The 22,773-nt window shown below is 57.5% G+C and carries 22 protein-coding genes and 2 pseudogenes; 15 read left to right on the forward strand and 9 right to left on the reverse strand.

Going from position 1 to position 22,773, the window contains the following annotated elements:
- Positions 1-103: 103 nt before the first annotated feature.
- From FHS09_RS03360 to FHS09_RS03370, 3 genes and pseudogenes are all read left to right on the forward strand, one after another.
- Complete coding sequence (locus tag FHS09_RS03360) at positions 104-721, forward strand: class I SAM-dependent methyltransferase (protein ID WP_183456667.1); 618 nt, start codon at positions 104-106, stop codon at positions 719-721.
- Positions 722-866: 145 nt separating this feature from the next.
- A pseudogene (locus FHS09_RS23350) lies at positions 867-926 on the forward strand (DUF1232 domain-containing protein); the annotation flags it as partial.
- Positions 927-995: 69 nt separating this feature from the next.
- Positions 996-1,088: pseudogene (locus FHS09_RS03370) on the forward strand (IS5/IS1182 family transposase); the annotation flags it as partial.
- A gap of 189 nt (positions 1,089-1,277) precedes the next feature.
- Here the strand turns inward: FHS09_RS03370 and FHS09_RS23050 are convergent.
- The 7 genes from FHS09_RS23050 to FHS09_RS03400 form a co-directional block, all read right to left on the reverse strand.
- The gene (locus FHS09_RS23050) at positions 1,278-2,255 is read right to left on the reverse strand and encodes an antibiotic biosynthesis monooxygenase (protein WP_183456668.1); all 978 of its coding nucleotides are present in this window, start codon (positions 2,253-2,255) and stop codon (positions 1,278-1,280) included.
- The gene (guaD, locus tag FHS09_RS03380; protein WP_183456670.1) at positions 2,252-3,652 is read right to left on the reverse strand and encodes a guanine deaminase; all 1,401 of its coding nucleotides are present in this window, start codon (positions 3,650-3,652) and stop codon (positions 2,252-2,254) included. The genes FHS09_RS23050 and guaD overlap by 4 nt, the downstream gene beginning before the upstream one ends.
- Before the next feature lie 170 nt (positions 3,653-3,822).
- On the reverse strand, positions 3,823-4,908 hold the full coding sequence (locus FHS09_RS03385; RefSeq protein ID WP_183456782.1) for a linear amide C-N hydrolase: 1,086 nt from the start codon (positions 4,906-4,908) through the stop codon (positions 3,823-3,825).
- A gap of 411 nt (positions 4,909-5,319) precedes the next feature.
- Positions 5,320-7,119 carry a SpoIIE family protein phosphatase gene (locus tag FHS09_RS03390; protein WP_183456672.1) on the reverse strand — a complete coding sequence of 600 codons (1,800 nt, stop codon included), beginning with the start codon at positions 7,117-7,119 and terminating at the stop codon, positions 5,320-5,322.
- A 162-nt stretch (positions 7,120-7,281) separates the two neighbouring features.
- Entirely contained in the window at positions 7,282-7,479 is a 198-nt protein-coding gene (locus FHS09_RS22530) for a hypothetical protein (RefSeq protein WP_221191766.1), read from the reverse strand.
- A 300-nt stretch (positions 7,480-7,779) separates the two neighbouring features.
- Positions 7,780-8,625 carry a PA4780 family RIO1-like protein kinase gene (locus tag FHS09_RS03395; RefSeq protein ID WP_183456674.1) on the reverse strand — a complete coding sequence of 282 codons (846 nt, stop codon included), beginning with the start codon at positions 8,623-8,625 and terminating at the stop codon, positions 7,780-7,782.
- 154 nt (positions 8,626-8,779) lie between these two features.
- Positions 8,780-9,085, reverse strand: coding sequence for a hypothetical protein (locus FHS09_RS03400; protein ID WP_183456676.1), 306 nt, complete (start codon positions 9,083-9,085; stop codon positions 8,780-8,782).
- 200 nt (positions 9,086-9,285) lie between these two features.
- On the opposite strand from FHS09_RS03400, the gene FHS09_RS03405 reads away from it, so the two are divergent.
- The 7 genes from FHS09_RS03405 to FHS09_RS03435 all read left to right on the forward strand — a co-directional run bounded on the left by FHS09_RS03405 (position 9,286) and on the right by FHS09_RS03435 (position 16,860).
- A complete protein-coding gene (locus tag FHS09_RS03405; RefSeq protein WP_183456678.1) occupies positions 9,286-11,541 on the forward strand; it encodes a thioredoxin domain-containing protein in 2,256 nt (751 codons plus the stop codon).
- A gap of 388 nt (positions 11,542-11,929) precedes the next feature.
- Positions 11,930-12,145 (forward strand): hypothetical protein, encoded by a 216-nt coding sequence (locus tag FHS09_RS03410; protein ID WP_183456679.1) that lies wholly within the window; start codon positions 11,930-11,932, stop codon positions 12,143-12,145.
- A 515-nt stretch (positions 12,146-12,660) separates the two neighbouring features.
- Positions 12,661-12,969 carry a hypothetical protein gene (locus FHS09_RS03415; RefSeq protein ID WP_183456681.1) on the forward strand — a complete coding sequence of 103 codons (309 nt, stop codon included), beginning with the start codon at positions 12,661-12,663 and terminating at the stop codon, positions 12,967-12,969.
- Positions 12,970-13,234: 265 nt separating this feature from the next.
- Positions 13,235-13,933, forward strand: coding sequence for a hypothetical protein (locus FHS09_RS03420; RefSeq protein ID WP_183456683.1), 699 nt, complete (start codon positions 13,235-13,237; stop codon positions 13,931-13,933).
- Positions 13,934-13,942: 9 nt separating this feature from the next.
- Positions 13,943-15,811 (forward strand): membrane dipeptidase, encoded by a 1,869-nt coding sequence (locus FHS09_RS03425; protein ID WP_183456685.1) that lies wholly within the window; start codon positions 13,943-13,945, stop codon positions 15,809-15,811.
- 68 nt (positions 15,812-15,879) lie between these two features.
- Positions 15,880-16,239, forward strand: coding sequence for a hypothetical protein (locus tag FHS09_RS03430; protein ID WP_183456686.1), 360 nt, complete (start codon positions 15,880-15,882; stop codon positions 16,237-16,239).
- Positions 16,240-16,548: 309 nt separating this feature from the next.
- A complete protein-coding gene (locus FHS09_RS03435; protein ID WP_183456688.1) occupies positions 16,549-16,860 on the forward strand; it encodes a hypothetical protein in 312 nt (103 codons plus the stop codon).
- A gap of 850 nt (positions 16,861-17,710) precedes the next feature.
- On the opposite strand, the gene FHS09_RS03440 is transcribed toward FHS09_RS03435, so the two are convergent.
- Positions 17,711-18,040: a TraR/DksA family transcriptional regulator gene (locus FHS09_RS03440; protein ID WP_183456690.1), complete on the reverse strand. Its 330-nt coding sequence runs from the start codon at positions 18,038-18,040 to the stop codon at positions 17,711-17,713.
- 227 nt (positions 18,041-18,267) lie between these two features.
- On the opposite strand from FHS09_RS03440, the gene FHS09_RS03445 reads away from it, so the two are divergent.
- Both FHS09_RS03445 and FHS09_RS03450 read left to right on the forward strand, forming a co-directional pair.
- Positions 18,268-18,648, forward strand: coding sequence for a BufA1 family periplasmic bufferin-type metallophore (locus FHS09_RS03445; protein ID WP_183456693.1), 381 nt, complete (start codon positions 18,268-18,270; stop codon positions 18,646-18,648).
- A 680-nt stretch (positions 18,649-19,328) separates the two neighbouring features.
- Positions 19,329-20,108: an alpha/beta fold hydrolase gene (locus FHS09_RS03450; protein WP_221191767.1), complete on the forward strand. Its 780-nt coding sequence runs from the start codon at positions 19,329-19,331 to the stop codon at positions 20,106-20,108.
- Between the two features lie 278 nt (positions 20,109-20,386).
- Here FHS09_RS03450 and FHS09_RS23355 read toward each other — a convergent pair whose 3' ends face one another.
- Positions 20,387-20,521 carry a TraR/DksA family transcriptional regulator gene (locus FHS09_RS23355; RefSeq protein WP_425487759.1) on the reverse strand — a complete coding sequence of 45 codons (135 nt, stop codon included), beginning with the start codon at positions 20,519-20,521 and terminating at the stop codon, positions 20,387-20,389.
- Between the two features lie 386 nt (positions 20,522-20,907).
- Between FHS09_RS23355 and FHS09_RS03460 the strand changes: the two genes are divergently transcribed.
- The 3 genes from FHS09_RS03460 (at position 20,908) to FHS09_RS03470 (ending at position 22,610) form a co-directional block, all read left to right on the forward strand.
- Complete coding sequence (locus FHS09_RS03460) at positions 20,908-21,204, forward strand: BufA1 family periplasmic bufferin-type metallophore (protein WP_183456697.1); 297 nt, start codon at positions 20,908-20,910, stop codon at positions 21,202-21,204.
- A gap of 152 nt (positions 21,205-21,356) precedes the next feature.
- Positions 21,357-21,854 (forward strand): DoxX family protein, encoded by a 498-nt coding sequence (locus FHS09_RS03465; protein WP_183456699.1) that lies wholly within the window; start codon positions 21,357-21,359, stop codon positions 21,852-21,854.
- 3 nt (positions 21,855-21,857) lie between these two features.
- Complete coding sequence (locus tag FHS09_RS03470; RefSeq protein ID WP_183456701.1) at positions 21,858-22,610, forward strand: YiiX/YebB-like N1pC/P60 family cysteine hydrolase; 753 nt, start codon at positions 21,858-21,860, stop codon at positions 22,608-22,610.
- The last annotated feature ends 163 nt before the right edge of the window (positions 22,611-22,773 follow it).

Below are 22,773 nucleotides of genomic sequence, written 5' to 3' on the forward strand. Positions count from 1 at the left end.
GCGGCGGGGCGGCCATCCGCCGCTGGCCGCGATCGACCTCTGCCAATAGCCACACCGATCGCGGCCAGCGGCCGCTCCTACAACAACACGGAGGACTTACTGTATGCAATCCAAAAGCCACTGGGAAAAAGTCTACACAACCAAGTCTGAGGACGAGGTCAGCTGGTTCCAGGAACACGCCGAGGTGTCGCTGAAACTGATCGAGCAGACGGGCGCGCCCAAATCCGCGCAGATCATCGACGTCGGCGGCGGTGCCTCCACGCTGGTGGACGACCTGCTGGACAGGGGCTACGAAAACCTCACCGTGCTCGACCTCTCCGGCGCGGCACTGGAGTCAGCAAAGCGCCGGTTGGGCACAAAGTCTGAAAGGGTACAGTGGCTGGAGGCGAATATCCTGGAAACCACCCTGCCAGAACGGGCCTACGATATCTGGCACGACCGCGCGGTATTTCACTTCCTGACCAAGCCGGAAGAGCGAAAAGCCTACGTGAAGACGGTGCTGCGCTCGGTAAAACCCGGCGGCCATGTAATAGTGGCCACTTTCGCCGAGGACGGCCCGGAAAAATGCAGCGGCCTGCCGGTAATGCGCTACAGCGCCGACCAGCTGCACGGCGAGTTCGGAGCGCCCTTCGACCTACTCGGCCAGGAAAGGGAGGAACACCACACGCCAGCGGGTGTGATACAGCGGTTCGTCTACTGCTTCTGCCGCAAGTTGGACTGACTGCCGTGATACCCGCACGGCTGAAACGCTTCGCGCAAAAAAATGAAACTGCAGCTGCCGGTACTCTACCTGCGAGCCGCGATCCACACACGCCGCTGGTCGCCAAGCTGGTGCTCATCGCAGTGGTCGCCTACCCCCTCAGCCCATCGACCTGATCCCGGATTTTATTCCCGTGCTTAGCTACCTGGACGACTTGATTCTGCTGCCGCTGGGCATCTGGTTGGCGATACGGCTGATACCACCGGATTGTGGCGGGAACTGCAGCCCCCCCGTGCAGAGACAGAGGCTGTGGAAGAACTGCGAGCGCAAGCTCAACACTAGCTTGCAGTTCATCCACCTCGCATTCTTGGTGCTGCTGCTACGGAGATCGCGAACAGGCTCTAAGAAGCTGGCAGACTGCTTTGAAATCGGTATCAGAGTAACGTCTGTTGCGTCGGGAGCGCCTTCTCCTGGCTACTGTGCGGCGCGCGGCCGACATCTACAACCACCACATCGCGGTCGTCTCCCCCGCCCCTGATCCCCCAATACCGCGCGGGCCCAGACGGCGGAAAAGCGGTCAGGACCCCAGCGACAGGGGCGGCAGGCGGAGGATCCAGGCGAACCCGGCCATGGACAGCCCGTACAGTACCAACAGCACCGCCCACCCCACCACCTCCGTGGCCGTTGACCTCCCGGGGGCCAGCCACGGCTCGAAGGCCTTCAGGGCCCACGGCACCAGGAACCAACCCAGCACCTGCGTGCTGACCAGGTTGCCGATGAACAGCGACAGCCAGGCCGGGGCGCCCTTCTCGTCGAGAAGCGGTTGCCCAGCCAGGTAGCCCCACAGGTAGACCACCGGGTAAAGCACCAACAGCACCAGGAGGTTGCTTTTCAGCACCCACAGGAGGCTGTGGGCCGGAGCGCCCTCCTGGTCCCGGGCCCACACGCCAAATCCGGCATTGCTGCTCATGATGCGGACATGGCCCTCGTAACGCCGCCCCTGCTCCAGGAGGGCCTCCCGCTCTGGGGAATCCAGCCACCGCTGCAGGTTCGCCTCGGTGTCGAAAGTGACCACCGCCACCCAGCTCTCCTGGATCCCGGGGATGGGCTGGTTCAGCTTGTGTCCGACGAAACCGGGAAAGCTCATCTCCGCCCGAAACAGCCGCTCCTCCCATTCCAGGAACGCCTCCTCTTCCTCCGGCCCCAACCGGCAGTAGATGATGGCGGACACGGGAGGGTGGCGGGCCAGGGAGTCGCCCACGAGGAAGATGTCCTCGTGCCCCGCGAAGAGCCCGGCCACCTCTTTGAGGAGCCGGTGCAGCTCGTCGGACTGCATCCAGTCCCGGGCGTGGTCCAGGTCCTCGAACCGCTGGACCACGATCCAGTCCGCCTGGGCGGGCGGGGACGGAGCCAGGACCTCCTGCCCCAGGAACCCGGGGCGGGACTGCAGCACCTCGCCCACCCGGCGCTGCCACTCGACATAGGAGCCCGCCCCCTCCTCGGCGATCCGGGTCTGGATAACCAACGCCACGGGGGACCCCGAGGCGACGGTCACGCGCGCGTTCTCTTGTAGGCGCGGGCCCCCATGATCCACGTCTCGTCCACGCAGCGGTCGTCGCCCACCATCATCATGCCGAAGAGCAGGTTGGCCGCCTGCTCCATGGTCGCGGGCCCCTCGGGACCGACCACAAGCGACTGATGCCAGGCCGCGGCCTTCGGTCCGCCCTCCCAATCCAGGACGACGAAATCCGCCTCCTTGCCGAGCATGAAGTTGCCCACCTTGTCATCTAGGTACAGCCCCTCGGCGCCGCCCAGGGTGACCGACCAGAACCCCCGGTAGGGGGACAGCTTGTTGCGCTCCGCTTCGGCCAGGTCCTCCCGCGAGGGGTCAACGCTGCCGTCGAGCAAGGTGTTGTTGCACATGCCCACCTTGTAGGCCTCGTCCAGCACGCTCAGCATGCTGAAGCGGTTCCCACCGCCCATGTCGGTACCGAAGGAGAGGCGGATGCGGAACGCGGGATCGGTGACCCGGCCCAGGCGGAAGAGGCCGCTGCCCAGGAACAGGTTCGAGCAGGGACAGAAGGTGAGGGACGCGTCATGGGCCGAGATCCGTCGGAACTCGTCGTTGGAGAGCCAGACGCCGTGGCCCCCCGAGAACCGGGGGCCCACCAGGTCGTACTTCTCGTAGACCCCCAGGTAGTCCCGGCAATCGGTGTGGAGCCGCAGGACTCCGTAGAACTCCGAGGGATTCTCCGAGATGTGCGTGTTGACCCAGCAGTCCGGGAACTCTTGCTTCAGGCGGCGGCAGGCCTCCATCAGCTCGGGGGAGGCTCCGTAGGCAAAGCGCGGCGTGATGGCATACAGATTGCGGCCTTGGCCATGAAACCGCTCGATGAGGGCCTTGCTATCCTCGTAGAAGCCCTCTGGTGTGTTCAGGAACTCCTCGGGACCCATGCGATCGATGCCCGTCAGGCCACCGATCACGCGCATATTCCGCCGGCTCGCCTCCTCGAAGAACACCTCCGTGGAGACGGGGGAACTGGTGGTGAAAGCCTGGCAGGTGGTGGTACCGGCCGCCAGCAGATTGTCGAAGAACCGCTGGGTGCCCTCCTCGGCATACTCCCGATCGGCGTACTTCATCTCCTCCGGGAACACCCACGTCTCGAGCCAGGGCAGCAACTGCTCGCCGAAGGCGCCCAGCACCCGGGTCTGCGGCACGTGGATGTGGCCGTCGATGAAACCCGGCAGGATCAGCCGGCGCTCGATCTGCGTGACCTCGAGGTCCGGATGTCGCGGGGACACCTCGTCGAAGGGCCCGAAGTCCGCGATGATCCCGTCCTCGATCACCAGCAGTCCATCCGGATGGAAGCGCGCCGCCTCCATCTCCCGCCCTACGTGCTTCCAGGGGTCGTCGACGAAGTCGAACCAGGTTCCACGGACGCCTCTCTTCATTTGGCTCAGCTCCTCCAGCCCGCCCCTTCGGTCGTATGATCGAGTATAGGAAGAATAAGACGAGCGGCTCATTCGAAAACGATGAAGAACTCCCGGCGCTGCCCACGCAGACAGACCGGGACCGGACGGACAGGTGGCCGCGGATCAGATGCCATGCCTGACGGCAGACATCACTTCGCCGGGGCGGCCTGAAGGAACTCGAACGGGGTGGCTTCCGCGAAGTGTTCTGCGGCGTTGCCCGCGTAATACTTGCCGCCGGCAATCGCCAGCTTCTTCGCCGGGGCGCCTTTTGAGAGATCCAGATCTGCCATCGGTACCCAGAACGCATTCGGTGTCGTTGACGAATCGAAGTAATAAATCTTGTTCTTCTGATCAGCGACCGTGCGCCACAGGGTGGAAGCGATGTTCGGCGAACCGGGTGTGGTGATACCCAGCGGTACGCTGACCGCACGCATCACCGACATCACCTCGGCGATCGCCTGGTGGGCGTAGGTCTGCTCGGGGACCGCCGAAATGAAGTTCGGATCAGTCTTTACGGGAACCGCTCCGAGCAGGAACGAGGCGCGGGCGAAACGGTCGGCGGCGCTGTTGGTACCGGGCAGGAACTTGAGCCCACCGATCTTCTCCCAATAGCTGTTGAGGGCCAGCTGCTGGTCGTAGCTCGGCGAGTTGGTCATCACCGTGTACTGTTTGCCGTGGTGAATGACGAGCTCGCCATCAAGGTACTCGAAGATCGCCGAATCGCCGGAAGGATCGGAGATGGAGAGATGCAACTCGGCGGCGGAGCCGTTCGGCAGGTTCGGCGCAATGATGCGGAACGGCTCCGCCCGCAGCCCGTCTACCGCTTCGGCGACCGTCGCGTAATTGTCGAGCACGTACTGTGCCCACAGACCGATCGACAGTGGCGGCTTATCGCCTTGTTTGCCGTAGTCAGACTCGGCGAGATAGAGCAGGTTGGCGACCAGTCCCTGATCGTTCATGCCGTCGGCGCTGGCGATATTGTAGGCCGAGGCGATAACGCTGCCGTATTTGGATACCCATTTCGGCGAATCCGGGCCGGCCGCGCCGTTGCGCGCCATACCGCGCGGAAACGCCCAGAGGTCCGTCTGCATGTCCTGCATCCAGTCCATCGACCGGCCGGTGATCACCATGTTGTCGGTACCGGAGTAGAGCGTGCGGGTGCAGGCCTGGGCTACGGAGGTCAGCACCGCCGCGGTCGAGAATAAGGTTAGCGCAACCCAGGACAGGAATTTCATCTTTTTCAAATGCATGTTCCTTACTCGTCTCCATTGAGGCGCGTCGCGGGCGCCGCTTGAGGGAAAAGTATAGGAAGAATAAATGCCCTTTTGCCCAGGCCCGCCGAGTATAGGAAGAATAAACGCCCTTTTTTTGCCCAGGTCCGGCGGTAGTTTTCCATCAACCGCTCGTCAACCGCCCGCCATTTCGCCGCCTGATCGCCCTGAGTGCCTAAGGGCCCGGACAACATCATTGGTGGGCGGGCCGCCGCTGCCACCGCCTTGCGACTTGAACCACATCGGCCGTGACGCACAGCTCGAAGCGGCGATCTCAGTGCTTCGTACGCTGGAGCCGAAGGTGGCCGAGCTGGAAGTGGTATTGCAGGCTGCGGTGCAACACCGGGCATCATCCGCAGGCGGTGGCGGAGGGGTCTACCGCTTCCGGTCCAGATCTGCCCGCAGTGAATCGACCACACCTTGAAACCTCTCGCGATTCTCCGGGCTGAGCGACGCGAGCGTTTCGTGCGCACTCAGCATGCGCGCGCCCTGCCGGGCCACATCGATCTCCTTCTGCGGTAACGGCTCCATCAAATCCGGGAGCGGGTCGTTCGAGGGGCTCTCATGACTCAGTACCGCGCCCATACTCAGCTCTTCGAACAGTTCCCGAATATTGGTAGGCATCCGTTGCAGGTACACTGCATCCGGTCGCGAGATCACGATCTCGTGCAGGGTGCCGAGGCAGGTGCTGTCCATGTACTCGCAGGCTGCCAAGTCTATGGTCAGTTTATTGTATCGCTCCAGCAGTGTGTTGGCGGTGTCCAGCAAGGCTTGGCTGAAAACCCAGGTTACATTGCCGGCAATGCTGATGAACGCCTGCTCCCCCCGCACTGCATACAGCAGCTGCGCCTGTGTGGTGGACGGTTGGGGGGTGAGGCGTTCCTCGGGGCTCGCCGTGTCATCGAAATGGCTGGCACCCTCGCCGCGCTCCAGCAGGATCATGGTAATGTCATCACGCTCTCCGGTGATCTTCTGCGTTGCCGCCCGGTACAGGGAACCCGGCAGCTCTGCGCGGTCGATCCCGGAGCACAGGGTACGAGTAAGCTCGTCACTCGTGATGGACTCGGCTCCACTCCCCAGCACGCCGTCGGTGTACAGCAGCAGCCGATCGCCGACAGCCAGCTGAACCTCTCGCTCCTCGTAGCGGGCGTCCGCTTCAAGACCCAGTGCCGGGCCTGTGTGTGCCAGCAGTTGGCACTGCCCGCCCGGCGTGGTCCAGATACAGGGCGGATGCCCGGCCGATGCGATCCGCGCCTGCCCTGTGTGCCGATTCAGCAGCACATACACGGCGGTGATGAAGGCTCCAGGCGCCGTTACGGTCTCGTGGAGCCTGCGGTTGAGGTTGCTCAGGACCTGACTCGGCATTCGCAACGTGCCCGCTTTATCGGTAAGGTTGAGGCGCAACTTGAGCAGCACCGAGAGCATGGCCGCAGCCACGCCGTGGCCGGCGGCGTCTGCAATCACCAGTCCCATGTGCTGTTGATCCAGCAGAATGACGTCGTAGAGGTCACCACCCACGCTGCTCCCTGAACGGTACAGGGTTTCCAGGCACCAGCCATCGATTTCCGGAGGCTCCTGGGGCAGGAGTGCGTGCTGAATGACTTCGGCACGATCCAGGTCCGACTGGATGACCGCGGCCTGTTCCTCAAGCATGCGGCAGACCTGTTCCAGTTGCTCCACCTTTTCGGCGAGCTGCGCGTTGCTGCGCTCGATCTGTTCGTACAGCCGTTTGCGCTCGCGCACCAGCTCGATCTGCTCCAGGGCGTTGCGTACCACAACCCGCACCCGCTGCACCTCCGGCGGCTTCCCCAGATAGTCGAAGGCGCCCAGTTGCAGCGCGTCCACGGCAGCGTCGAAAGTCTCCAGTCCGGACAGGACGATCCAGAGCGGTCCCGGGCAGTGCTCCTGCGCCCACTTCATGAGCTCAAGGCCATTCATGTGGGGCATGAGAACATCGGTCACAACCACGTCCACGGTTTTTGCTCTCAGCACATCCTGTGCTGCCAATCCGTCTTCCACCTCCAATACTTCCGCCGGATCGAGCGCTGCCAGCCCCCAGGCAACGATCTTGCGTACCATGGGATCATCGTCCACCACCAGAAACGTCGGTTTGGTGCGGCGGGTGTTGCTGTCAGCGCCTGCCGTGTCGGCGGTTGTAGGACGCTTTGTCGACATTCCAGGGTACCTCCGCGGCTCGGATCGTGGCTCGGTCTTTGGCCCCTAACAGGAAAATACAGATGCCCCCCCTAACCAGCACTGAAGCTACCATCCACAGACCGGGAAGCGGCAACTGATCGGCAAATTCCAGATCCGGAAATAGCGCGGAACAGTTACTGGTCATGCTGTCCCACGCTGCCGGAATCCGGCCGGGCCCAGCGGACACGAACCCAGGCGCATTCCCAGTGAGGTGCCGATGACCGGGATGATATCCAGGTCACAGTAGGAGTTGAGTGAGGTCTCGTGCAGAATGCTGTTGCGCTTCAGGCCCGAGCATCGATAGGGCAGGTGGTTGATATATTTCTCGTCGCCATGCATGTGGAAGATCAGGGTCTGGTTACCGACTTTTCCAATTCGATCAATTCGGGAGATTGACAGACAGAGGCGATTTCCGGGCCTCGTCGTCGGCGGCCTGTCGCGATTCATCCTGGGCCAGGGCGGTGACCGCCTAGCGGCCGCGAGCCCGCCTGCGATGATCGTTCCGGCTACTGACTTGCGGAGTATAGGAAGAATAAACGCCCTTTTCAGGTCTGGCGGTAGTTTTCCGTCAACGGCCCGCCGTTTTGCCGCCTGATCGCTCTGGGTGCACCCTGAATTCCACTTGTCTCAATCGTCGTCCTACTCATCCCAAGCCGGCGCCATGCGCTCGGCCTGCTCTTCACGAACGTCATCGATGACGGCCATCAGGTCCCCGACGTCGACGCCGGTCGTGTCATGCTCGAAATGCCCGGTAAGGGAGCTGTCCGGGTACAGTTTACCCGCCTCAAAAAGCGCCCAGATCTCCTTGCCGTAATCGGTAGTCAATAGTTCCGGGGCGAAGCGACCGAAATAGGCGCGCATATTGTCGACATCGCGCTCCAGCATCATGGCGGCGTTATTGTTGCCGGCTGCATCCACCGCCTGGGGTAAATCAATGATCACCGGGCCGTGGCGGTCCACCAGCACGTTGAACTCGGAAAGGTCGCCATGCACCAGGCCGGCACACAGCATGCGCACGACGTCGGCTATGACTTGGCCGTGATAATCGTGGGCCTGCTCCGCGCTCAGCGTGATGTCATCCAGCCGCGGGGCGGCGTAGCCCTCGTCGTCGGCCACCAGCTCCATCAGCAGCACGCCATCGACGAAGCCGTATGGCTGGGGGACGCGCACACCGGCCGACGCCAGCCGATACAGGGCGTCGACCTCGGCATTCAGCCAGGCCTGTTCCTGCTCTTTCTGGCCGTAGCGGGTCTTCTTCGACATCGCGCGGGCGCGGCGGCTGTTGCGCACCTTGCGGCCTTCCTGGTACTGCACCGCCTGCTTGAAGCTGCGCTGCCTGGCTTCCTTGAAGACCTTGGCACAGCGCAAGCGCTCGCCGCAGCGCACCACATACACCTGTGCTTCCTTGCCGCTCATCAACTGGACGATGACCTCGTCGATAATGCCGTCGTCGACCAGCGGCTGTAATCTTTTGGGTACTTTCATGGTTCTTGGTAATCAGCCCTCTCTAGTTCAGGTTCTATTGAAAATCGCCGAGCGAAGCGCAGGCCTTTTCAGGTGACTCTACGGGCGCGGAACGAGCGCCCCTTGAGCTTACCCGCGCTCAGTTTCTGCAGTGCGATCTTGGTCACGTCGCGGCTCACGGCGACATAGGCTTGCGCTCCTGCACCTTGATCTTGCCCACCTGATCGCTGGCGATGCCACCCTGCCCGGACGGGACACTGAAGCCGTGCTCGCCCAGGATATCGGCGACTTCCTGGGTCTCGCGCTGGTGTTGCAGAATACCACGCTGGACTCGGGGCAAGGGGCAATAGGTGAGCAGCAACCGGCACAGGGCCTCGAACCGCGCTGGTTCGTCCACCACCCGATGGAAGTGCTGACGAATGCTGGAACTGTCGTGGGTCGAGGTGAATAAAGGTCTGATGGGCGGGTGGTATCTCGCCAATGGCCTCCAGCGCGACCTGGAGCCCATATCGAGCATGCAGTCGGGTGGCATCGCTGTAAATATCGTCATAACCTGATTATTCAACCACAGGCAGATTCCCAGCCACAGGTGAACCCAATGCGCAGCAGGATAATTCTGCGGGGCGCGCTGTGTTGCTGTGCGCCGGCGCGATCGGCGCCTCTATCGGGATGGAGCTCCGCATGTCACAGAAACCCACGCCATCCCCAGTCGCGCTGCCCGGCGCCGAGCCCCAGGGCGAAACCCTGCGCAAGGATATAGCGGCGGCCTACCGCAACAAGGGTGCGGACTACCGGCCGCGCACCCGCCACCTGAACGAGGATGGCTCGGCCAGATACACCAACCGCCTGTTCATGGAATCCAGCCCTTACCTGCTGCAGCACGCCCACAACCCGGTGAACTGGTACCCCTGGGGCGAGGAGGCCTTCGCCGCGGCGAAAAAACTCGATCGGCCGATCCTGCTCAGCGTAGGCTATTCCACCTGCCACTGGTGCCACGTCATGGAGGAGGAATCCTTCGAGGACGAGGAAATCGCCAAAGCCATGAACGAGCACTACATCGCCGTCAAGGTGGACCGGGAGGAGCGGCCGGATATCGACGCGGTGTATATGAGCGCGGTGCAGGCGCTCACCGGCCGCGGCGGCTGGCCGATGACCGTGTGGCTGACGCCGGAAGGCAAGCCTTTCCACGGCGACTCCTATATCCCACCCCGCGACGGCGACCGCGGCGCCCGCTACGGCTATCTCACCCTGCTGCGACAACTGGCGGAAATTTACCACCAGCACCCGCAGAAGGTGGCGCAATCCAGTGAGGGACTGACCCGCGCGGTCAAACAGATACTGGCGCCGCAAACCAGCGGCGAGCTGCCGAAGGCGGAACTGCTGCAAACCGCGGTAACCCGATACCGGCAGGTGTATGACCCGCAACACGGCGGCATCGAGGGTGCGCCCAAATTTCCCAGCGGCCTGCCGGTCCGACTGCTGCTGCGCCACTATCGCCACAGCGGCGACGAGGCCGTGCTGGAGATGGCCACCAACACCCTGGAGAAGATGGCCGCCGGCGGTATCCACGACCAGGTGGGCGGCGGCTTTCACCGCTACTCCACCGATGCCCAGTGGCTGGTGCCACACTTCGAGATAATGCTCTACGACAATGCGCTGCTGGCGATCGCCTATCTGGAGGCCTATCAGGTCACCGGAGACACGCTGTTCAAAACCGTGGCGGAGGATATCCTGCGCTATGTAAAGCGGGATATGATGGCTCCCGGCGGCGCCTTCTATTCCGCCACCGACGCCGACAGCCCCACTCCGGAAGGCCACCGCGAGGAGGGTTGGTTCTTCACCTGGACACCGGCGGAAATGGACGCTGTGCTGAATGAGGAAGAGGCACTGCTGGCAAAAAGCTACTATCAGGTCAGCGAAAAGGGCAATTTCGAGGGGCGCAATATCCTGCACGCGCCCGAACCCCTGGCGGCCGTTGCCGGTGAACTGGAAATTCCAGACCATCGTGCCCGATTGCTGCTGGCATCGATCCGCGAAAAACTCTACCGCGCCCGCGCCCAACGCCCGCCGCCCATCCGCGACGAGAAAATCCTCTCCGCCTGGAACGGCCTGATGATCTCCGCCTTCGCCCGGGCGGGGCTGGTGCTGAACGAGCCGGACTACACCGAAACCGCAAAAAACGCAGCCGCTTTCCTGCTCGAAAACCTGTACGAGGACGGCCGCCTCCAGCGCAGTTTCATGGACGGCCGCGCGCGCCACAACGGCTACCTGGAGGACTACGCCTTCACCATCGCCGCGATGCTCGACCTCTACGAGGCCAGCGGCGAACTCCACTGGCTGCAACAGGCGCTGGCGCTGGACGAAACTCTGGAGAAGCTCTACGAGGACAGGAAGCAGGGCGGCTTTTATATGACCAGCGACGACCACGAAAAACTTCTCGCCCGGGAAAAACCCGCTTTCGACGGCGCGGAGCCCTCGGGCAATTCCGCGGCCCTGCTCAACCTGCTCCGCCTGCACGAGTTCACCACCGACGACCGCTTTCGCCAGCGCGCGGAAAAGGGCCTGAAAGCCTTTGCCGGCAGCCTGCAGACCAACCCCATGGCCCTGTCGGAAATGATGCAGGCCCTGGCCTTCTATCGCGACAGGGCGAAGGAAATCATTATCGTCACCCCGGAGGGGGAGAAGGACAGCGCCGCGCCCATGCTCGCGGAGCTGCGGCGCACCTTCCTGCCCAACCGGGTACTCGCCGTGGTGGAGCAGGGCCGCGAACTGGCGCGCCAGACGAAGCTGATCCCACTGCTGGAAGGCAAGAAGGCACAGGCCGGCAAGGCCACCGCCTATGTATGCGAGCAAGGCGTATGCGAACTGCCGGTCCAAGACAGCGCGATCTTCTCCCGACAGATCCGCAAGGTCGAGCCCCTGTGGAAGAGGGATTGATGCGGTCAGAAACCTTTGGCGGGGCTCTTCGCGCTGGAGGGTATCCGAAGCTGATTGCTGCTCATCCGCTATCCCTCAACTGGGCTGAATGTCTCTGATTTCGACGACGGCGGCAATACCCGTCACTCAGGCTAATAATTTCGCACCAAAAGCGACGAAACGGTCTCAATATCTACATTCCCGATGTAACCGGTCTCCCCGGCGGCAAGGAAATATTCCGGGTCTGCCAACCGGACAGGGCCCCGATGACCTCCCGTTCACATTGAACAGGAACGTGAACATGAACCGCAAGCTGACCCCGCTTCCCTGGCCCTCGCCCTGAACGCCGCGGTAGCAATCGTGTCTCTCCATCCTGTGACCGCAAGGTGACGAAAAAACCTTGGCAGACATGAATGATAAGAAAAACATGGAGAAATGCTACGACGTAGCTCTCAAGGGTAAGAAGAATTACGCCGCCGGCAATAGTCACCAACGGTTTGTTTTCAATGAAGACATCTCCATCGGCATGCAAACTCATTCCGTGCAGGTCATTGATGACTACGGCAATAGTGACGGCAGCACTGTCGGCACTTGGTGGAACTGGGCCGGAATTAATCAGCGCTGACACTGCCCCCTGCTCCATTCAGATAAAGCCTCTTTTCACATGCCCGTATTCTATTGCGGATGTGTCAAAGACTAAGAATGGAGTATACATTTATCAAGGCCTTGGGCTGACTACGGAGCAACTTTCCCACTTCGGTTTGAGAATATCCGTTCCACTATTATCTGAGTCCTTTACTGACCTCCAATGGCAGAATATGTCTAATATTGCGATATGAAGGCGCGCTTTCATTATTAATAGCACTCCTGGAAGAAAGTTCCCCGCAAATCTCTGATAAGTTTCCCATCGAATCAACCTGAAGCTGGTATTGGTTAGCTTACCTGCATTGAATTCACTCCCTGTGGGCGTATATTTTTTGTGCAAAAATTGTTGTGTATTTAGATCCGGATTTGAAGTATTACCGGCTCTGTTCGTTACTGCCTCCCTAAAGGGAGCAAGATGGAACTGTTACTGACAACTAACCACCACTAGCTCATAAATACTAGATTCCAAAGACACAGAATAACCTGGAGAACTCCATGAAGTTAAAGTTTCTACTTTCCTTATTTCTGACAATGCCACTTATTGCGAATGCGGGCATTCATTGCGCCGAAGACATAAATGCTGCCATTCTTCATCAGAATGGAAACATCTATTTTATGTCGTCACAAACCTGTAAAAATTGGTGCCAAATCAAATGGAGCAGCGAAGAGGATAAAAATAGAGCTTACAGCACTTTGCTTACTGCACGTACCGCTGACAGAGAAATAACCTTCTATTGGTCCTCATTATCGAGCTGCAGCGACTCAAATCCGACTTATGCCTCTCCAGAGTACATGGCATATTAAGACTGTCGCAGTTACAGTATTATATTCTGGAGAGAGATTTCCCAGAGCTTAGCAGACCATTTTAGCTTAAAAAAATAGCCACTGGTCGAACTAAATCCTTACCTAATTACCAATTAAACTAAGCCGGCTTTAAGAAATCTTGCCGGCATCCGGAGAGAGGCGTAGACAAGCCTGGGATGAGCGCGCAAAGATCAGATCTGCGGCTTAAGCGATACTGAAAAGATGAAAAATACAGGTTTACTATTGTGTATAGAGAGTTAACTTTATGACTACTTCAATTAAAAAATACCTACCAGTAAGATCTTTTTTAGTTCTCGGTGTTTTATCTTCATGTTTCCTTGTTAGCCAGGTTAATGCTTCCGAGGACGGGCCTTCTGAACTGGACGGAGGGTTTGCTGACCGATATGGCTCTAGCGTAGATTCGCCAAGGCGAGTACTGCAGATTCAAGATGGCGAAGAAATTTCCATTGAAGCCAGATCCAATAAAATTGTCTCAATAAATTTAGCGACCAATGTCGAGACAACTTTAACAGAAGATACATCCACTCCTTATGGCGTTGCATTGAGCCCATCTGGCGATGCCCTGTACTGGACCAGTAGCAAAGATGGAGTACTAAAGCGGAAGAGTATGAGTGGAAGTGTAGTTGAAACCATTAAAAGCAATTTTGTTTATCCCTATCAAATTAGTTACGTCAATGAATATGATAATGAAGAAGTATTTATTCATGCAGCGGGTTGGATTGGACGGCTAACGCTTGATAGCCAAGGAAGTCTTATTAAGAAGGAAAAGCTCATCCAAGTCGAAGAAAATGAGTTTCATGGATTGGCATTCGATGAGCAAAGAAAACTACTTTTCTGGATGGATTTTTACGGCAGGGTAATTGGACAAATGAAACTTGATAATACGCTTTCGAGATCTGATTCAGTCGAGAAATTTCAATTTTCATATCAGGAAAATTCGTAGGTGATAAAAATGTATAAAAATTGCTTTTTAAGTTCGCTTTTACTGAGTGCTTTATTGCTTACAAATTCCGCACAAGCAGAAAGCACAAGCTACGGCAGAATTAACGGCTTCGCGGAACTACACTCGCACTTGATGGCGGAATATCAATTTGGGGGAAGCTGGTTTTGGGGCAAAAATTCCGGCCCAATGGAACAGGCTTTAGCTCGTTGCGATGGAGGGCTACATACTCATGATATGGCTTTTTGGGATGATCTACCTACTCCCGTGCCATCACACAGTCATGCAGCCACTATATTAGGTCCTGCAACTGAACTTTTTGGCGATTATCATGGGCTTTCTGAAGCAGGTATAGATAATCCAATTAAATGGGATCTTTCTGGTGGTGACGTGGGGATTCACCTGGGTAAGCGCAGAGGGTTTGATAACAGAAAGTGCCGCTATGTATATATAGACAGGATATGGGGTATTAAAGTCGAAGTTCCCGGCACCTGTCCCAGGCCACACTTTCAGGGTTGGCCTTCCTGGGATACTCGTGCGCACCAGCAGATGTGGGAAGGTTGGCTAAAGGACGCATTCGAAGGCGGCATGAAGTTGATGGTTGTATCAATAGCTGAATCGGAAATGATGTGTAAACTTACGCCGCCGCACAAACGTCGGTTCCCCTGTGGTGAGATGGATTCAGTTCGCAGGCAATTGCAGGCATTCCAAACGTTCGTTGAACGGAACAATGACTGGCTCGCAGTGGCAAAAACACCGGATGAAGCCAGGAATATCATTCAAGTTCAAAATAAATTAGCTCTGGTTCTATCTGTTGAAATCACAGATCTCTTCCCGAGCGGTGATATTGAGCCGCAATTGCAGGATTTCTATGACTTGGGCGTTAGATCTATTCACTTAGCCCATCATGCGAACAGCCGGTTCGCTGGCGTAGCGCCATTTTCCAAGCTTGTGAATAAAGGCGGTGTATTGAATGAATTTAACAATATGTCGGGCATACCGGCTATCTTAGAAGTTTTAGAAGGGCTTCTAGGGTCCAACGACATACTAACAGTCATTAGTCAAAATATTGGCATTGGTTCAAATTTCAGTAGAGTAACATGCACCTATAAAGGCAATGCCACCGGCGCAAAGGGAGATTGCGATGGCAGAGACTACCTCAATGCCAAAGGATTAACTTCTGACGGTAGAAAGCTTGTAAAAGCGATGATGGAGCGTCGTATGTTAATTGATCTTGCGCACTCTTCCAGAAATACTATTAAAGATGTATACGAGGTGTCTAAGCGCAACAGTTATCCAATGTTCTCTTCCCATGTGCATCTTGCGGATGTCGTAACGGACCCAAAAGAATCGTTCAATGAGAAGTATCTTACCCAACCTGAAATAGATATGTTTGTTGAAACCGGGGGAATGGCGGGTGTTCGGACAGGACCCGAGAAAACCCGAACGGTTTATTCATCAGGCGTTTTAAACAATTGTCAAGGTTCGTCTAAGTCTTTTGCACAATCGGTAGCCTATGCGGTCGATCATAATTTAACTATTGGCTTTGGCGCAGATTTAAATGGCTTTATCGAACAAATGCTACCCAGATATGGAGCTGAAGAAGAAGCTTGTTGGGGAAATAATTCAGACCAAGATGCTCAGCCGCAAAAACCTTGGTATGAAAGATCGCAGTTTGATGGTCAAGGCCTCGCTCATATAGGATTGCTTCCTGTGCTGGTAAATGATCTGGAAGAGGTAGGTCTAAATCAGCAATATATAGATCACATCAACAGCTCAGCGGAAAACTTTGTGCAGATGTGGGAGCGAGCTCATAATTCTGAGTTGAAAGGAGATGACTACTCCTGGTTTGTTCCTCTGCAAAATTTGATTATCTTTTAATATCTAGTATGTAGATATAAAGCAGCGTCTTTTGAATTGACTGTTACACGTTAAAAGGAAGGAAGAATATGAAAAAGAGAATGATGATATTGTTGCTCCTAATTGCAGTGCCATTAGCTACAATCGCAGGAACACCTCCATTTCAAGGCTGCCAAAGGTTGGCCTGCGTCGGAAAAATCGATCGAATTTATTTGCATCCAGAAGGGAATATTAAAATCACTCCACCTATTGGTGCCAATGGCTCTGATACTTCTGTTCTCGGCTGTAGTCTGAGTGAAGGAGTGTATGCCACCATAAAGAGAAGCCATCCCCATTTTACCGAAATGTATAGCATGCTGCTCGCGGCACACATGTCCGGAAAGGATGTATATGTTCGCATCTTGGAAAATAGTCCGGATTGCGAGGTTTGGTACACTTCAATCTACTAAGGTGTAACAAAGCCGGTCACGATGACCGCTAACACGGTGCATGCTGGCAACGTTAATTGCGGCATGAATTACTTTGAAGCGAGATACAAGGAGCAGCCGATGAATGCTCGACGGGACAGAAGGTTCTTGAATGGCTCGTCGCACGAGAAGCTGGCCGCCTGAATGGAGGCCTTATTGGATATAAATAGTTGGGTCGCCCGAGCGGCCTTCAAAAGGCTTGAGCTGTATGCTGGGAAACTATCACGTACAGTTCTTATGGGGCGAAGGGCCGCAAGGCCCTTAGCTACCAGGTACTTAAAGGAGAATTTTATGAAGAATACCTTTCCGCGAGTTGCACTCATGCTCGCCCTGTTATTTTCGTCCATTGACGTGCTTGCTGATATGCACGACAAAAGTGGCGCGAGGATTACTGAAGTATACATCAACAACGCAGGCGTAATGCTAATTCAGGTTGAGGGTGTATCGGGATATCTCTCCATTGGCGAGGTTGGAGAAAAAGCGGCCGAAGTTATGTACTCGACCGCACTGGCAGCAAAACTATCCGGCCAATCGAACATCTGGATACGATATTGGGATGTGGTCAACGGCTACCCGAGCGTCGGAATTATTAGCCTTAAATAAGCAGGCATAACCAAGCGCAGCACAGCAAGCCAAAAGCAGTACACTTCGTGTGCTGTTTTTGGCTTCCTGTGTGACGTTAAAATTATTATAGAATTGAAGTATTAGAAGAATGAAAAGATACTTAATCGGCTGTTTGACCTTGCTCCTCTCGGCCAACGCGGCGTCCTGGGCTGATCAGGATGGTCCCTTTACTATTTCAAGCATGCGAGTGGGAGCTCAAGGTGTTTATGTAGCGCTTTCTCCAGCGCCAGCTGCTTGTGGTGGCGGTTCCCAGTATAGAATGCATGCTGTTGTCTCGCCCAGTAATGCAGCTTATAAAGAACTCACCAGTAGCCTTCTGTCTGCCTACATCGCAGGTAAGAAGATTCGCACAATCTGGGTAACTGGCAATCAATGCTCGAACGCATCCATTCTCACTCTGGACATGATCGAACTCCAACATCAGTAAAAGCCTTAATGAGACGTATCAGCGGAAGCCAAATGCTGTGCATCCGCCTCCGCCGTGCTTGGCGTTTGCCTCAAAGGAATGGTCCACTGGCTAAAGCAGGCGCTGGCCTGTCTGGAATGATGCTGGCTTCGGCCTTCCACCGGGTACTCGCCGTGCTGAAGCAGGGCCGCGAACTGGCACGCCAAATGAAGCTGATCCCGTTGCGGGAAGGCAAGAAGGCTGGCCGGCAAGGGCCACCGCCTATGTGTATGAGCAGGGCGTGTGTAACCTGCCCGCCCAGGACAGCGCGATATTCCCCCGACAGATCCGCAAGATCGGGCCCCTAATGGAAGAGGGATTGATTCGGTCGGAATTGGGAGGCTCCTCGCGATGGAGGCGAGATAATCCCCTTCCCAAGCTCCTCTAGGACGCGCAATCGATGCAACGGGTGACGGTCGGGTCGAAACTCAGCCGGGCAAAGGAAATCTCTTCGCCACAGGCATAGCAGTAGCCGTAGTCGCCGGATTCGATCCGCTTCAAGGCCCCTTCAATGGCCAGCCCCTGGCGCTCCCGGCGCCGCCCGGCTTCCAGTGCGATCTGCTGCGCCTGCAGGGCATCCATACGCGAAAGCCTGCCCATGCGGCTCTGGTCGAGTTCGACGGTTTCACCCTGCCCGGAATCCGTCTCCGCCTCAAGCGCCGCCTTCATCTGAAGCAGCTTCGCTTTGAGTCTCCGCTCCTGATCACCGTCCATACGTGCTCCCCGCAAATGAGCTGAATGTCGCTGATTTCGACGACGGCGGCAATAGCCCGTCACTCAAGCTAATAATTTCACACCAAAAGCGACGAAACGGTCTCAATATCTACACTTTAGATGTAACGAGCCGTTCTCCGGCTGCTATGAAATATTCGGGAACTCCCGGTCTGCCTGGCCAGGGGGACGCCGATGACTTCCAATCCACATCGAACAGGAGCACGAACATGAATCGCAAGTTGACCCCCGCTTCCCTGGCCCTCGCCCTGAGCGCCGCGGTAGCGATCGCCACCCTGCCATCCTGTGATCGCAGAGACGACGAAAAAGACATGGAAAGAGGCATGGAAAACGGCATGCAGAAAGGCAGGGAAAATGGCATGACGGATATGAAAGATAAGAAAAACATGGAGAAATGCTACGGCGTGGCCCTGGCCGGCAAGAATGACTGCAAGGCCGGCCCCGGCACCACCTGCTCGGGCAGTTCCACAACGGATTACCAGGGCAACGCGTGGAAATACGTGCCCAAGGGCACCTGTGAGCAAATCCCCTCCGCCACCTCGCCCACAGGCAAGGGCCAGCTTGAGGAGTTCGACGAGAAGAGTGCCTGAACCGGTGGGGAGCGCTGCAGATATTCGCGGGCTCGCGTTCACCCTGCAGCGCTCTCCACTCGCGGCAAACATTGACTAAACACCAACATAGGGAGTGTTTGTGTATGGCACTCCATACACTAACCGGTAATCAGACAATCAGTTGGAAAGGTATATTCTGGAGCGGGCTCATTGCCGGCATCGCGGCATCGTATTCCTGCTGCAGGAAATGCTGTTCATGGGGGCAAGCCTGTGGGGCCCACCACGCATGATCGCGGCAATAGTATTGGGGCGCGAAGTTCTACCACCTCCAGCCTCTTTTGCGATAGGCATTGTAATAACGGCAATGGTGATTCATTTCATTCTGGCCTGGATATATGCCGCAGTTTTCGCTTGGCTATGCGGTGGCTTGGGCACAGGTACTGCAGTCGGGGTGGGCGCCCTCTACGGCTTGGTCATTTACCTCGTTGGCGGCTATCCCTCACTGCGCGGTTATCCTTCTCGGGGAGATCCGCTGGCTGGTCACCAACGCTGATGCCGATCGTCAGCAAGTTCTTTGGCATAAAAGGCCATCTGATGGCCCCTCCACGAGTCTGACGACGCATCTTTGCTGGAGCGCTGCTGGGCTGGAGCCAAGGCGGTGAAACATTTCGGAGGCAATGCAGGTGGCTAGCAACAGGGTAGTTGTGGATGGAATTAACATGAGATGGGAGGAGGGAGGCGAGGGCGTGCCGGTCGTCCTTATACACGGAATCCCCACCAGTCCCGCGCTATGGCGCCACGTTGTGCCTAGAATTAATGGAGCTCGCTGCCTTGCCTGGGAGATGGTCGGCTACGGCGCCTCCATCCCTGAGGGGCTCGACCGGGACATTTCCATAGCTCGGCAGGCCGACTATCTCGTAAGCTGGCTTAAACATCTGGGAATCGAGCAGGCTATTCTCGCCGGCCACGATCTTGGCGGGGGAGTGGCTCAGATCGCTGCCGTACGGCACCCCGGGCTATTCCGCGGTCTCTTCCTGACCAACGCAATCGGTTATGACTCCTGGCCCATCCCGAGCGTGAAGGCTATGCGTATGGCAGGACCAGTTGTGCGTCATCTGCCCGACCCTGCTTTCAGGCAGGTTTTCCGGACCTTTATTCACCGCGGTCACGATGACAGCGCCGCGGCGGATGAAGCCGTAGAGGTGCACTGGTCCCATTACGATCATCATGACGGTGCCGCCGCTTTCGTCCGCCAGGTGGATTCGCTCAATGTGCAGGACACCTTGGCTGTCGCGAATGACTTGCCGAAACTGGGGCTCCCCGCCCGTATCGCCTGGGGCGCTGCGGATCAGTTCCAGAAAATTGAGTACGGGGAACGCTTTGCACATGATCTTTCCGCATCGCTACACCGGATCGAAGGTGGAAAACATTTCACGCCCGAGGACCATCCCGAGGTTATTGCGCAAGAGATCAACCAGTTGCTTGCGGATGTGAAGTAGTGGCAGGCATAGGAATGGACTTGATGAGCACTCCTTGAGGAGAGAGGCGGCAATGAAAATGCAATTGCCTGATTCAGCAGTACTTACCCTAAAGGGATGGCAGCAGTCACTTTTCCACATAATCGGAAGTCGCCAACTCGTGTAGGGCGAAACTTGTGTTCGCCCTTTCGGCGGCGCGCTATACACAAACCGGTGCCACTGGAATTCACCGTGGCCTGGTGCCTCAACCACAGGGCACCGCCAACATCCCGTTAACGCGATCCCGTACCTCTCCGACGCTAAGACGCGCAATCGACGCAACGCGTGATGGTTGAATCGAAACTCAACCGCGCAAAGGAGATCTCTTCGCCGCAGGCATAGCAGTAGCCGTAGTCGCCGGATTCGATCCGCTTCAAGGCCCCTTCAATGGCCAACCACTGGCGCTCCCGGCGCCGCCCGGCTTCCAGCGCGACCTGCTGCGCCTGTAGGACACATGCGGCTCTGGTCGAGTTCGACAGTTTCGGCCTGGCCGGAGTCCGTTTCTGCCGCCAGTGCCGCTTTCATTCGCAACAGCTTCGATTTGAGTATCTGTATCGGATCGCTGTCCATACGGCCTTCCCACAAATAAGCCGAATATCTTTGATTTCCGCGGCAACAACAATAGCCTATCGGCCAGGTTGGCTATATTCATTAAGTGAAAGCGTGGCATCTATATCTGGATGTAGCAGGACACAATTTCGCCGCGACGAAGAATTCGGAACCGCCCGGTCCGCCGGGTTGGCCCCGATGTCTCCCTTCATTAGTGAACAGGAGCTCGTTCATGAACCGAAGACTCACCTCCACTTCCCTGGCCTTCGCACTGAGTGCCGCGGTGGCCTTCGCCGCCGCGCCGGCAGCCGCCGTAGAGAAAAACAAGGAGAAATGCTACGGCGTGGCCCTGGCCGGCAAGAACGACTGCGCGGCCGGGCCCGGTACCACCTGCTCGGGCACTTCCAAGAGGGACTACCAGGGCAACGCCTGGAAATACGTGTCAAAGGGCACCTGTAAAAAGACCTCTTCCCCCACCTCTCCCACCGGCTACGGCCAGCTCAGCGAGTTCAAAGAAAAAAAATCCTGAGGCCGGACGAGAGCGCCGCGAGATGACCGCTCCTCCCGTGGCGCTCCCACCCGCGGCAGTTGCTGCACAGTTGCCACTGGTGTGGAGGCTCACGCCCCGGTATTTCGTTCACTGCTCACGGCAATCGAAAAATAACGAGAGGAATTCAACTCATGGCAATTTTCCATTCCCTGTGCCGCCTCGCCAACCGCTTTCGGGAGTGGCTGGGCCGCATCCCCTACAGCCTGATCGCGCTGCTGGGCCGATTCGCCATCGCCGGCGTCTTCTGGAAGTCCGGACAGACCAAAGTCGAAGGTTTTGCCGTAGACCTGGTCGACGGCACATTTCAGTTGGGATGGCCGCACCTGTCCGAATCGGCGGGGGACCTGTTCCGCGACGAATACCAATTGCCGCTGATTTCCCCGAAGCTCGGCGCCTTGCTGGCCGCCACCGCCGAGCACCTGTTTCCGCTGATGCTGCTGTTCGGTCTGGGCACATGCTTCGCCGCCCTGGCGCTACTGGTGATGACCGCGGTGATCCAGGTGTTCGTTTACCCGGGCGCCTGGCCGACCCACGGCACCTGGGCGGCGATATTCCTAATGCTGATGGCCATGGGGCCGGGGCGCCTCTCCCTGGATTGCTTGCTGGCGCGGCATTTCGGCGGGAGATAAGGGGTGAATCGCTTGCTGAACAATCTCGGGAAATGGCTGGCGCGCTACCTTGAGAAACCCCACCGAGCTCACGCCGCCGCCGCGGCCACGCCCATCGAGCAATTGCGCGCCTGCCTTCAGCCGGCGGATGTGCTGCTGGTGGAGGGCAACACCCGCTTCAGCACCGCGATCAAATACCTCACCCAATCCACTTGGTCCCACGCAGCCCTCTATGTGGGCGGCGATGAGCAGAACTGCTTTGTGGAGGCGGATACGCTGGAGGGGGTGCGCAGCGTCGGGCTGGAGCAATTCGCCGGTATGCACACGCGCATCTGCCGTCCCCATGGGTTGACGGAAGACGATCGCCGCCTGGTGATCGACTATGCAATCGAGCGTATCGGCTACCGGTACGACTTGCGCAATATTTTCGATCTGGCCCGCTACCTGCTGCCCACGCCGCCGGTGCCCTCGCGCTACCGGCGGCGCATGATCGCGCTCGGCAGCGGCGATCCTTCGCGGGCCATCTGTTCCACGCTGATCGCCCAGGCCTTCCAGTCGATCAGCTATCCCATATTGCCGCTGGTGGAGCAGCTGCCGGTGGAGACCGAGGGCTGTCGCAACTGCAGCAGGGAGCTGTTCCATATCCGCCACCACAGTCTCTTCACCCCGCGGGATTTCGATGTATCACCCTACTTTTCGGTGATCAAACCTACCCTGGAAAGCGATTTCGATTTTCACCGGATTGTGTGGCGCAAGGCCCCGATGGACGGCGAATAAGCCCTCCGCCTGCAGAATTCCGTCCCAGTCGTCGGTACTGCTCTCTATTCGATGGCAATAACATCGATCAGGGCAAAACAAATCCATAATCCACAGGCGGAAATGCCATATTCCTGGCCGCGATGCTCGCGCTTTCCCCGCTGGCACACGCGAAAAAGGTCAA

The organism is Microbulbifer rhizosphaerae, from assembly GCF_014191725.1.
GTDB classification, from domain to species: Bacteria; Pseudomonadota; Gammaproteobacteria; order Pseudomonadales; family Cellvibrionaceae; genus Microbulbifer; species Microbulbifer rhizosphaerae.